Origin of the sequence: Streptomyces inhibens, assembly GCF_022221585.1 — a bacterium.
In the GTDB taxonomy this organism is placed as follows: domain Bacteria; phylum Actinomycetota; class Actinomycetes; order Streptomycetales; family Streptomycetaceae; genus Streptomyces; species Streptomyces inhibens.
Map to the genome: position 1 here is coordinate 8068421 of NZ_CP084681.1, position 12248 is coordinate 8080668.

The window sequence follows — 12248 nt, forward strand, 5'->3', positions numbered from 1 at the left end:
CCGTCTCCAGGTCAAGGGGTGGGGGCGCCGGGGGTGCCCGAAGAATCGGTGTCGGGGCCGGCGGCGGCGTGCATGGCCAGGACGCCCGTGCGCTTGCGCTGGACGAACCAGTAGTAGGCGAAGCCGCCGATGGCCACGACTCCGATGAACAGGAAGGCGCCCCAGCGCAGATACCAGTGCTGTGGGCCGGTCGCGTTGTAGACCGCGGCGCGCGGCCAGGCGAGGTTGAGGGACATCCCGAAGCCCCAGAGCACGGCGAGGATGTTCACCGGGAGGCCGAATCTGCCGAGCGAGAACTTCCCCTTGAGCGGGGTCCAGTTCCCGCGCAGCCGCTGGACCAGCATCGGCAGGGTGACCGCCAGATACGCCAGATAGATCATGATGATCGCGATGCTGGTGATCACCGAGAAGATCTGCGGCTGATTGACGTTGATGACCAGGATGCCGACCGCCACCAGGCCGATGACGACGGCGGGCAGCACCGGAGTCTGGAAGCGCGGGCTGACCTTGGCGAGCAGCGAGGAGGCCGGCAGATTGTTGTCCCGGGCCATCGCGAACGCCAGCCGGATCCCGGCGGTGTGCACCGCCAGCTCGCACACGGTGATCGCGATCACCACACACCAGAGCACGATCTGCCCGATCGTCGAGCCGAGAGTGGCGAGCACGACGTACTGCAGACCGTCCACGGACAGCTCTTCGGCGTGCAGATCGGGTACGGAGAGCAGCGCGAAGAGCAGGATCAGCCCGCCGATGACGAAGGACGCGACCAGCGCGCGCAGGATCGCGCGGGGGGCGTTGCGGCCGGGGTCCTTGGACTCCTCGCCGAGTGACGAGGCCGTGTCGAAGCCGTACATGACGTACGCCGAGGCCAGTGACGCGGTCAGGAACGCACCGAAGTAGCCGAGGCTCTCGCCCTTGCCCAGGCCGAAGGTGTCGGTCAGCGCGCCGGGGCCGCGGGTGACGTGAGCGGCGAGGAGAATGACCAGGACGACGGCGGCGATCAGCTCGATCGCCACACCCGCCGAGTTGATCCGGGCCATCAGCTTGACGCCGAAGGCGTTGACCAGGGTGGTGAAGGCGACGAGGACGGTGCCGAGCAGTACGGCGTTGGCGGCCGCGGACTTGCCGGTGCCGTCGCCGATGAACTGGAACCACGACGAGATCTGCGGCAGCGTCACCTGGTACGCCAGCGCCACCGCGGACAGCGAGACCATTGTGGCGGTCAGCATCATCCAGCCGCCGAGCCAGCCGATGTGCGGGCCGCCGAGCTTCTTGGCCCAGTTGTAGATCGACCCGGCCACCGGGTAGCGGGCGGCCAGTTCGCAGAAGCACAGCGCCACCATCAGCTGGCCGAGGAAGACCATCGGCCAGGACCACCAGTACGCCGGGCCGCCGTGGGCGATACCGAAGTAGAACAGCTGGAAGGTGCCGGTGAGGATGGAGATATAGCTGATGCCGGCGGCAAAGGTGTGGAAGTTGCCCAGGGTGCGCTTGAGTTCGGGCTTGTAGCCGAGTTCGGCGAGCGAATCGTCGTCGTGCGAGCCATCGGCCCGGGTACCGGGGCGGCGGGGCTCGGGTTCGGTCACTCGAACCACCTCTGCGGACGTGGCGCGGTATTGCGCCAGACATGCTTGGCCTCCTGGTACTCGGCCAGCCCCGCAGGACCCAGCTCCCGCCCGACGCCGGACTGCTTCATGCCGCCCCACTCCGCCTGCGGCACATAGGGATGGAAGTCGTTGATCCACACCGTCCCGGCCCGCAGACGGGTGGCGACCCGGTGGGCGCGCTCGCTGTCCTGCGTCCACACCGCCCCGGCCAGCCCGTACACCGTGTCGTTGGCGAGCGAGACCGCCTCGTCCTCGTCGCGGAACCGCTCGACGGTCAGCACCGGGCCGAACGACTCGTCGCGGACCACGGACATGTCCGGGGTGCACTCGTCCAGCACGGTCGGCAGATAGTAGTAGCCGTTCGACAGCGACGGGTCGTCCGGCGCCGAGCCGCCGCAGAGCAGTACGGCACCCTCGTCGAGCCCGGCCGCCACATACGCCTCGACCTTTGCGCGGTGCTCGGCGGAGATCAGCGGGCCGGTACGGGCATGCTCGTCGAACGGCCCGCCGAGCCGGATCCGCTGGGCGCGGGAGACCAGCTCGTCGACGAACGCATCGTGCAGCTCGTCCTGGACGAGCAGCCGGGCGCCCGCCGAGCAGACCTGCCCGGAGTGCAGAAAGACCGCCATCAGGGCGTAGTCGACGGCGGTGTCGAAGTCGGCGTCCGCGAAGACGATGTTCGGGTTCTTGCCCCCCAGTTCCAGGGCGATCTTCTTCACCGTGGGCGCCGCCGCGGCCATGATCCGCCGGCCGGTGAGCAGACCGCCGGTGAACGACACCATGTCCACCCGCGGGTCCTCGGTCAGCAGCGCGCCGACCATCGGGCCGGTGCCCAGCACCAGATTGCCGACGCCGGCCGGCAGCCCGGCCTCGGCCAGCAGCCGCATGAGGTGGATGGCGGTGTGCGGGGTCAGCTCGCTCGGCTTCAGGATGAAGGTGTTGCCGGTGACCAGGGCGGGGGCGACCTTCCAGGCGGTCTGCAGCAGGGGGTAGTTCCACGGCGTGATCAGCGCACAGACGCCGACCGGCTCGTGCCGTACCGAGCTGTCCGTCTCCGCGACGCCGGTGTCCACCACCCGGTCCGTGCCGCCGGCCGCGCCGAGGTTGCCGAAGTAGCGGAAGCAGCCGGCGATGTCGTCCATGTCGTACGCGCTCTCGACCAGCCGCTTCCCGGTGTCCAGGGACTCGGCCCTGGCCAGCAGGTCCTTGTCGCGCTCCAGCAGTTCGGCGACGCGCAGCACCAGACGGCCGCGCTCGGCGGCCGGTGTGCGCGGCCAGGGGCCGTCGTCGAATGCCAGCCGGGCAGCGGTGATCGCCGCCACCGCGTCCTTCGGCCCGCCCTCGTCGACGGTCGCGACCAGCGTGCCGTCCGCGGGGCAGCGGATCTCACGCACCTGCCCGTCGGCCGCTGCGGTCCACTGACCGCCGATGAACAGCTCCGGCATGGTGGTGCCTCCGGTCTCCGGGCTCGTACGAGGCGGCAGCGGCGGGCGCGGCGCCCCGGCCGACGGCGTACGGCAGCCGGCCGGCCCGCCGTGCGGACCTCGGTGACGATCACTGCACCGAGAGTAAGACGGGTGATGCGGGTCCGCACGGTACGAGGGGCCGGGGGAGAGGCCTGCGGCGCCGGGTGGGGCCGATGGGGTGAGGGGCGCTGGGCGGCGGGAGAATGGGGGGATGCCCCTTGAGCCAGTGCCAGAGCCGGCGCGACAGCCGGCGCCGTACCCGGTCCCCGATGTGGCGGGGTATCTGGCCGGCCGTTGGAGCATTGAGCGCACCGTGTACGACCTGCGGGCCGGCTCCGAGGGCAGCTTCCGCGGCACCGCCGAGTTCCGGCCCGACGCGGCGGGGGATGCGCTGCTGCACGTGGAGGAGGGCCGGCTGACCTGGGGCGGCACGGTGTACCCGGCGCACCGCACACTGCGGCTGCGGCCCCGGCCGGACGGCACCGCCGAGATCGACTTCGCCGACGGCCGGCCCTTCCACGATCTCGACCTCCGCACCGGCCGGTGGACCGCCGTCCACCCCTGCTCCGAGGACCGGTACGAGGGGACCTTCATCGCCGTCGCGGCGGACGCATGGCATCTGCGGTGGCGGGTCACCGGGCCGGCGAAGGATCAGCTGCTGTGTTCGGTGTACCGCCGGGGGTGAGCGCGGTGCCGAGCGGGCGCTCAGCCCTTCGCCGTCACCTCTTTCCGCTCATCCCCGCGCCTTCACCGCCCGCAGGGCGTACAGCAGTGGAATGATCGGCTCGGACGGCGGCAGACGCCACCAGCCGTTCTCCGACGGCACCATGGAATCGAACCGTTTCCAGGGCAGCAGCTCGGTCTCCCGCACCAGTTCGACGGTCAGCCCCGCGCCGATCACGGCGGAGATGACCTCCCCGAGGCCGTGCCGCCACTCGTAACTGGTCGTGGCGCCCCGCACCGGCGGGCCGTCGGTGTATGTGCAGGGCGTGTCGCTCCTGATGGCGCCGCGTCCCGCTAAGTAGTCATGATGCAGCCGGAGTTGCTGCCGGTCCGGGCTCGGTGTCGGCCCCAGGGCGTCGAGCAGCGGATGGAACTCCACCAGATAGAACGTCCCGCCGGGCCGCAGCAGTGAGCTGACTATCTCCGCCCAGGCGGTCAGGTCCGGCAGATAGCACAGCGCCCCCTTGCCCGTGTAGATCACATCGAACCGGCGGCCGCCCAGCGCCGCCACGGCCCGGTGCACATCCGACCGGACGAACTCCATGTCCCGGCCGGCCTCGCCGGCGAGCCGCCGCGCCTCCGCGACCGCCGCGGCGGAGAAGTCCAGCCCCACGGTGTGCGCGGCGCCCCGCGCGGCGAACGCGGCCGTCTCGGTGCCCAGATGACACTGCAGATGCAGCACGTCCCGCCCCGTCAGATCGCCGAGATCCGTCCATTCGAACGGTGCGAACCAGTCCTCGGCACTTCGGGAGCCGTCCAGGCCGTAGAACTCGCTGGCCACATGGACCGGGGTACGGGCGTCCCAGTTCGCCTGGTTGGCCCGGACCATCTCCTCGGTGCTGGGCTGCTGCTGTGCGGCGGTCGGCGGTGCCTCACTCTTCTGTGTGGTCATCCGTCCCTTCTACCGGCCGGCCGGGTGAGCCCACCAGTAGGTGATGAGGCGGCTCTTGGGCGCCGGCTAGCCGTCCTCGGCCGGCGCCCACACCTCGCCGCCCAGGACGTTGCGCATCCCGACCCACACCATGTTCATCAGCCGCAGGGTGATCCGCTCCGGCGGTTCGTCGGGGTGCTTGGCCATCCAGTCGGTGAGTGAGTCCGCCGCGCCGACCAGGGCGTAGGTCACGAAGTCGGCCTCCTGCTCGCCGGCTTGGGCGGGCCCGCCGCTCTCCACGATGCCGACCCGGACCAGCCCGGCGACCTCCGCCATCACCGCCCGCCGCGCCTGTGTCAGCTCCGCCGCGATCGCCGGGCTCAGCTCCGCGGCCTGCCGGTGCAGCACCACCCAGCTGTCGCGGTGCTCGGTGACAAAGGTGAAGAACGCGAGCAGCCCGGCCCGCAGCCGTAGTTCGGGTGAGGGCGCATGCCCCGCGGCATCCTGGAACGCGGCCACCAGGCGCGCGGCCTCGCGCCGCAGACAGGCGATGAACAGTCCTTCCTTGGAGTCGAGATAGAGATAGATCATCGGCTTGGAGATTCCGGCGAGTTCCGCGATCTCGTCGACCGACGCGGCGTGATAGCCGCGCTTGGCGAAGACCCGTATCGCCGCGTCGATGATCTGTTGCTCCCGGAGGGCCCGGGGGACGCGTCGCCTGCGTGTGTCATTCATCCACGCCAGCCTACCTTAACCTTACTGGTCAGTAAGTTTACTGAAAAGTAAGGTCTGTGTCGCGGTGGGCGACGTGGTGAGCGGCATGGTCAGTGGTGGCGGTCCGCGTCTCGGCCCGCGCAGCGGGCGATGGCCGTCACCCTCCCCGCCGACAGTGTCGCGAGCCGGGGCGCCCGCCGGGCCAGCGCCTCGTCCTCCGTGGCCACGATGCAGCTGAGCCGGCGCTCGCTCCACAGCCGCGCGAACAGATCCGCAACGCCCTCGCGGGCGTCGGCGTCCAGACCGGCGGTCGGCTGATCCGCCAGCAGCACCGTGGGCCGCTTCACCAGCGCCCGCGCCAGCGCGACCCGCCGCCGCGCGCCTTCGTCCAACTCACCGGGAAGCAAGCCCTGTTGGTCGCTCAGCCCGACCTCCTCCAAGGCCTCTCCGGCCAGCTCCCAGCAGTCGGCCGGGCGCAGCCGCAGCGGTACGAGGGCACCCGCCACGTTCTGCCGGGCGGTGAGCCCCGGCGTGAGCTCATCCTCGCCGAGTACCGTGCCGATCGACTCGGCACGTATCCGCGCGAGCCGGCACTCGGTCACCGTGGCCAGATCCGTACCGTCGAGCTCGACGCTGCCCCGGGTCGGCCGCTCCAGCCCGCAGAGGATCCGCAGCAGCGTCGACTTCCCCGCCCCGGCCGGCCCCTGGACGGCCAGGCCGCCCCCGTCCTCCACATAGAGCCCGACCCCGTCCAGGGCCCGCACCACGTCCTCTTCCTGCCGGCCGCTCCGGTAGCACTTGGTCACGCCGGTCAGGTGGTACACGGTGCACTCTCCTCTGGCTCCGTCGGCCGGGCGCGCGCCGGACGGCTGTCGTACGAGGCCCGTACCGACACCGTCCGGTCCGTTCCGGGGCGGACGGCGGGCGGACGACGAGCCTGCGGCGACCGTAGGGACGTGGTGTGACGGGGTGATAAGCGCCGGGTGAGAGAGCGATGAGAATGCGGCGGGGCGGGCCGGGGTGCGGGCCTCATGGGTCGAAGCGCGGACGGGAGCGCTCCGGACGGCGAGGATAGGGTGACGGTCCGTTCGGGGACGGAGTGGGGGAGCGGCGATGGCCAAGGTCGTCTTTGTGCACGGGGTGGGCAAGCAGTATCTGAGCGAGGACTCCCTCGCCCGCGACCTCGTACCGGAACTGCGCGGCGGAGTCCGGCTGGCGCGGGCGCCGGTGCCGGAACCGGAGGACGTGGCCATCGCGTTCTACGGTGACCTCTTCCGGCCGCGGGGCGGCCGCGCGGGGCCGTCAGAATCGTTCGACGCGTCGGATGTCGAGAGCGACGAGGAATACGCGCTGCTCATGGAGTGGTGGGCCCAGGCCGCCAGAACGGACCCGGGCGTTCCCGCGCCCGACGAGAGCGGCGGGCGCGGACCGGCCGGCCGGGCGGGCTCCCAGCTGATGCGGCTGCAGCTGGTGCGGGCCGCCCTGGACGCCCTCACCGGCGCGCAGTTCCTCACCGGCATGCTCGACCGCGTACTGATCAGCGATCTCAAACAGCTGGTCGGCTACCTCACCGACGACGACATCCGCGAGCGGGCGAAGGCGCGGCTGGCCGCCCGCATCACCCCCGAAACCCGGGTGGTCGTCGCGCACTCGCTCGGCTCGGTCATCGCCTACGAGACCCTCTGCGACGAGACGCTGAGCACCGGTCGGGACGTCCATATGCTCGTCACGCTCGGCTCACCGCTCGGCATGCGGGGACTGGTCCTGCCGCGACTGCGCCCCGAGCCGGCGGCGGGCGGCCTGGCGCGCTGGCCACGGGCGCTGCGGCGGTGGACCAATATCGCCGATGCGACGGACATCGTCGCCGTCGTCCGCGAGCTGCGTCCCGCCTTCGGTAGCCGTGTCACCGACGTGACCGTGCACAACGGCAGCCATATGCACGAGGCGACGCGCTATCTGACGGCCGTGGAGACGGGGCGGGCGATCGCCGCCGGGCTGTCCGGCGCAGTGCCGGACGCTGCCGAACGACAGGACGCCGAACGACAGGACGCCGAACCGGTGCCGGCGGACGGCGGTAGCGCCGGGTGACCGAGGCGGGCGCCGCAGCACGGCGCTATCTGATCGCGGCCGGTACACGGCGCTACGACCGGATGGACGAACTCCCCGAGGCACACGCCGACGTCGAGCGCATCGTGGAGCTGTTCACCGGCATGGGATACGAGCGGGTGCTCATGTCCGTATCGTACGAACCCCGTGCGGAGGACCTGGAGAACGCGCTGGCCGACTGGTGCGCGGGCGCGGAGCTGCGGGCCGACGACATCGTGGTCCTCTACTACGCGGGCCACGGCGAGCCGCCGCCCGTGGGCCCCTACCGGCTCGCCTGCCACGACAGCGACCCCGCCCGCGCCCGGAGCTGGCTCTCGCCGGCGAACCTCGCGTCCTCGCTCGCGTCGTCCCCGGTGCGCAATGTCCTGTTCATCATCGACGCCTGCCAGGCGGGCTCCGGCGCCCAGGACATCGGTGCCGTGGCCGACGACTTCGCCGCGGTGCGCCCGCGCGGGGAGGCCACCGGGGCGGGCACCTGGGTGCTCTCGTCCGCCCGTCACCGTGACCGGGCCGGCGACGGCGCCTTCGTCGTCGAACTGGTCCGTGCGCAGGGCCAAGGTGACGGGCCGTCACAGAGATATCTCTCCCTGGAGAAGCTGACCGGCCGGATCAACCAGGGCTTTGTGCGCGACGGGCTGCGCCAGCGCGCCAACTGCTCCGGCACCGACCTCACGGCCCAACTGCCCTTCTTCGCCAACCCGTTCCACGAACCCGGCGCCACGAGCGCCGGCGACGGCCGCACCGGTTTCGACGCCTCGGACCTGGCCTCCCACTTCGACCCGCGCGGCCGCGGCGTCGAGTACGTCCACGATCCCGGCTTCTACTTCACGGGCCGGGCACACGCGCTCGACGTCCTGCGCGCCCACCTCAGCGGTCCGGGCGGCCGCAGCGCCCTGGTCGTCACCGCGGCGCCCGGATCGGGCAAATCGGCGGTGCTGGGACGGCTGGTCCTGGAGGGCGGTACGGCGCGGTCCGCGCACCGTATCGATGTGTCGGTCAACGCGCGGCACCAGACGCTGGAGGCGATGGTCGGGCGCCTTGCCGCGGCCGCCGATGTCACGGCGACGGCCCCCGCCGATCTGCTGGCCGCCCTCGCCGAGCGGCAGAACCCGTTCCGCATCGTCGTCGACTCCCTCGACGAGGCCGGACCGGCGGGCGACAAGGCGGAGGCCCGCCGGATCGCCTGGGAGCTGCTGCGCCCGCTCGGCGAGCTCCCCTGCGTACGCCTGGTGGTCGGCTCCCGCAGCGAACTCCTGCTGCACATCGGCGCGAACGCCGCGGTGATCGACCTCGACACCGCCGAGTACGCGGAGGACACCAGCAGCGCCGACTACGTGGAACGCATCCTGGCCGATGCCGGCTCGCCCTACGCACAGGATCCCGGCACCGCGCGCACCATCGCGGAGGCGGTGGCCCGGCGGGCCGGGCGCTGCTTCCTCGTGGCGCGGATGACCGCGAGCGCACTGCAGCGGGGCGAACCGGTCGATGTCACGGCCCCCGGCTGGGCGGACCGGCTCCCCTCCAACGTCGGCGGCGCCTTCGAGGAGTACCTGGAACGGATGCCGCGCGAACGCCGCGCGCTCGCCGAGCCGTTGCTGACCAGTCTGGCCTTCGGCGAGGGGTACGGCCTGCCGCGCGCGGACGTCTGGGCCCGGGTGGCCGCTCGCCTCTCCGGCATACCCCTGACCGAATCCGACATCGACACCCTGGTCAGGGAGGACCGCTCCTACCTCACGGCCACGGACATCGATGGCCGCAAGCATTTCCGGCTCTATCACCAGGAGTTGACGGACCACCTGAGGGGCCGGGCGCTGGAGTTGCGCGATCTGACCGACATCCAGCATTGCTTCGTCGAGACGCTGCTGAGCGTCGTGCCGGATGCGCCGGGTGCACAGGGTGCGCCGGGCCGTCGTGACTGGTCCCGTGCGCCCCGGTACGTACGCGAGCACCTCGCCACACACGGGGCCGCCGCCGGAGTCATCGACGATCTGATCGAGGACCCGGCCTTCGTGCTGTCGGCGGACATCACCCGGCTCCTGCCGGCGGTACGCCACGCCGAGCGCAACCCCATGCTGGCAATGACCATCGAGCGGTGTGCCGACATGCTGGGCGGTACCGCCCAGGGCGGCGACCGGGCGGCACAGCTGGCGTTCGCGGCGGAGACCCATGGGGCGCAGGGGTTTGCGCGGCGGTTCCTGGAGCACTCGACCAGCGTGGAACGGCTGTGGGCCGAACCGCGCCAGGTGACCCCGCACCGCATCGTCGGCCAGCACACGGCGGGGACGTACTCCACCAACTCCATCTCGGCCGGCTGGACCGTCAGGGAACTGACCACGCCGGGCGGACGCACGCTGGTCCTGGCGGCTCCGCCGGACACACTGGATGTGCACGTATGGGACGTGGACGACCCCTCGCGTACGACCGTGCTGCCCCATGTGGCGGAGGTGAAGGGGCTCGTCGGGCTGCCGGGCGATCACGGCCGTGCGCTGGCGGTGACCCTTGATGAACACGGCACACTGAGCCTGTGGGACGCGGCGGAGGCCTCGCTCGTCCGGCAGATACCGGGCACCGGCTGCTCGCGCTTGCTCGATGCGGGCCTGCTGTCCGACCGGACGCCTGTCGTGGTGGGTGCGGGCGACGGACGGGTGACCCTGTGGGACCCCTACGAGGGGCACACCCTTGTAGAGATCGCCCAGGAGCCGCAGGACCCCGATGCCCCGCCGATGCCGGACCGGACGCCCCATGTGACCTGTGCCCTGGTCCATCTCCCAGGGCACGGCGCATGGCTGCTGGTCACGGATCACATGGGGGGCGAGGTACGGCTGTACCCCGTGGAGGGACAGGACCCCGTCGAGCCCTTGTTGACCGGACTGCACTGTCCGGAACTCAAGGCGCTCACCACACTCGACGGTGACCCGGTGGCCCTGATCGCCGAGGAAGGGCCGGGACGGGGCCGACGGCTCACCGTCCTCGATGTGGCATCGCGCAGCACTCTCTCCTCCGCGAAGTGGGACGGCTTCCTGACCGGCGTGGACTGGGAGTTCGTCGGGGACACCAAGGAACACGGGGGGCTCGTCTGCGGCGATTTCGGCAGGATCCACTTCCTGTCGGTGGCCACCGGACAACATCGGTCCGTCCCCGCCCCCGTCCCGAGCGATCTCATGACGTACCGAACGCTGCGGCAGGTGAGCGAAGGACGTCTCCTGACCGTCGCCGCGGGCTTTTCGGGTCAGGTGCGTGTCCTGGACGCCTTCACCGGGGAGTTGATGGCGGAGCCGCTGCTCGGGCACGAGAGCGCCGTCTGCGTCGTGCACCTCCTCGCTTCATCGACGGCCGAGAGCCTGGACGTACTCGCCATCGGTAATGACGGGACCGCACGGTTGTGGCGGTCGCTGCATCCCCGGGCGGACGCCGCGCGGCGGGAGGGCGAGGTCAACGACGATCTGGTGGGGGCCGCACTGGTCAGGACCTGGTCGGCGAGACCTGACGAGGTGATCGCCAAGACGGGCGGCACCCTTCGTACCGTTGACACCGGGGCTCTTGACCGATTCCCCGGCGACAGTAGCCGGATCTCCGCACGTCCGGTTCACTATCTGGGCTTCGCCGGTGAGGAGGACATTGCCGAGGGGCCGACCGGAGACCTGAACATCCTGGCCAGGGAGTACTTCACCAGCACCACGGACGGGCGGAGCACCCGGCTCGAACGGCTCGTGTGGGAGCGGCTCTCACCGAACGACGAGGTAAGCACCGCCCTCCTGGGCCAGGTGCATGACGATCGCCCCAGGAGCAGCTTCACGGCACATATCCTCCCGCCCACCGAGAACCGCCCCGAGGTGAGCGTGCTGATGTGGGATCTGGCGGCCGGCCGGATCACCACGGTGTCCTCACCTGATGCCCCGCACCAGGTGACATCCGTGCCGTGGCGGATGCAGGGCGGTCCCTTCCTGAATTCCTCGACGGCGTGCACAACCACCACAGGAGAGATCATCTTGCTGATCGCCGGCCCCGACCCGTCGTCGGAGGAGGGCCATCGGCAGGTGTACGACGACAAGGTTCCGTTCCGCGGCCTTCTCTGGAACGTCACAGCGGAAAGGGAAGTACGGGAGGAGCCCCTGGTCCTCCCGCCTCGGACCACCCTGATGGTGCCGCACCACGCGCCGTCCGGCGCTCGCTATATCGCGGTGACCGGGCGTACCGGCGACGTCCGGGTCGTCGACCTGACCACCGCGCAGCTGACCCACGTCCGGTCACGCTCCGAGCTGCCGGGCAGCGCGTTCGGGCGGGAGGGCCGCCGGGGCGCGGACCACCGACGCTATCTCCGCTGGGCCGATCAGCCCTCGGGACCACCCCTCCTCGTCCACGGGGACTGTTCGAGAAACGACGACGGGGGCCTGATGCCGGTGCGCGTCTGGAACCCCGAGCGGCCCGAGGAGTCCCGGGGCCTTCCGATGCCCTGCCGCAGCATCCTGTGGACCGGCCAGGCCCCCAACGGCGAACCCCTGGTCGCCGTGAGCGATGAACACGGCGTGGTTCTCTGTCATCTCCCCAGCTGTGAGCGGGTATGGAGCGCTCCACTACCCGCCCTCGTCACCTCCTTCGTCCTCCTTCCCCGCTTCGACATGGCCGTCGGGACGCAGCAAGGCGTCGTCCTGCTGCGGCCACGGCTCACAGCCGACTGGCGCCGCAGACTGGGCTGCTCCTCCTGATCGCCACACCTGAGGGGCCGATTCCCGGCCATGATGACCACGGTGGCGATGGCCG

Annotated in this window: 8 protein-coding genes; 3 read left to right on the top strand and 5 right to left on the bottom strand. The window is 71.0% G+C overall.

Annotated elements, in window-relative coordinates:
• Positions 1 to 11: 11 nt before the first annotated feature.
• Positions 12 to 1586: an APC family permease gene (locus KI385_RS36205; protein ID WP_238576262.1), complete on the bottom strand. Its 1575-nt coding sequence runs from the start codon at positions 1584 to 1586 to the stop codon at positions 12 to 14.
• Positions 1583 to 3052, bottom strand: a complete 1470-nt coding sequence (locus KI385_RS36210; RefSeq protein ID WP_238576263.1) for an aldehyde dehydrogenase family protein — start codon at positions 3050 to 3052, stop codon at positions 1583 to 1585. The genes KI385_RS36205 and KI385_RS36210 overlap by 4 nt, the downstream gene beginning before the upstream one ends.
• A gap of 232 nt (positions 3053 to 3284) precedes the next feature.
• Between KI385_RS36210 and KI385_RS36215 the strand changes: the two genes are divergently transcribed.
• Positions 3285 to 3758 (top strand): DUF6314 family protein, encoded by a 474-nt coding sequence (locus KI385_RS36215; RefSeq protein ID WP_238576264.1) that lies wholly within the window; start codon positions 3285 to 3287, stop codon positions 3756 to 3758.
• Between the two features lie 48 nt (positions 3759 to 3806).
• Here the strand turns inward: KI385_RS36215 and KI385_RS36220 are convergent, their stop codons facing one another.
• The 3 genes from KI385_RS36220 to KI385_RS36230 form a co-directional block, all read right to left on the bottom strand.
• Positions 3807 to 4688 (bottom strand): class I SAM-dependent methyltransferase, encoded by an 882-nt coding sequence (locus tag KI385_RS36220; protein WP_238576265.1) that lies wholly within the window; start codon positions 4686 to 4688, stop codon positions 3807 to 3809.
• Between the two features lie 66 nt (positions 4689 to 4754).
• Positions 4755 to 5402 carry a TetR/AcrR family transcriptional regulator gene (locus KI385_RS36225; RefSeq protein ID WP_238576266.1) on the bottom strand — a complete coding sequence of 216 codons (648 nt, stop codon included), beginning with the start codon at positions 5400 to 5402 and terminating at the stop codon, positions 4755 to 4757.
• Positions 5403 to 5491: 89 nt separating this feature from the next.
• Positions 5492 to 6205 (bottom strand): ABC transporter ATP-binding protein, encoded by a 714-nt coding sequence (locus KI385_RS36230; RefSeq protein ID WP_238576267.1) that lies wholly within the window; start codon positions 6203 to 6205, stop codon positions 5492 to 5494.
• Between the two features lie 289 nt (positions 6206 to 6494).
• Between KI385_RS36230 and KI385_RS36235 the strand changes: the two genes are divergently transcribed.
• Positions 6495 to 7469 (top strand): antibiotic ABC transporter ATP-binding protein, encoded by a 975-nt coding sequence (locus KI385_RS36235; RefSeq protein ID WP_238576268.1) that lies wholly within the window; start codon positions 6495 to 6497, stop codon positions 7467 to 7469.
• Complete coding sequence (locus tag KI385_RS36240) at positions 7466 to 12193, top strand: caspase family protein (RefSeq protein WP_238576269.1); 4728 nt, start codon at positions 7466 to 7468, stop codon at positions 12191 to 12193. The genes KI385_RS36235 and KI385_RS36240 overlap by 4 nt, the downstream gene beginning before the upstream one ends.
• Positions 12194 to 12248 lie beyond the last annotated feature (55 nt).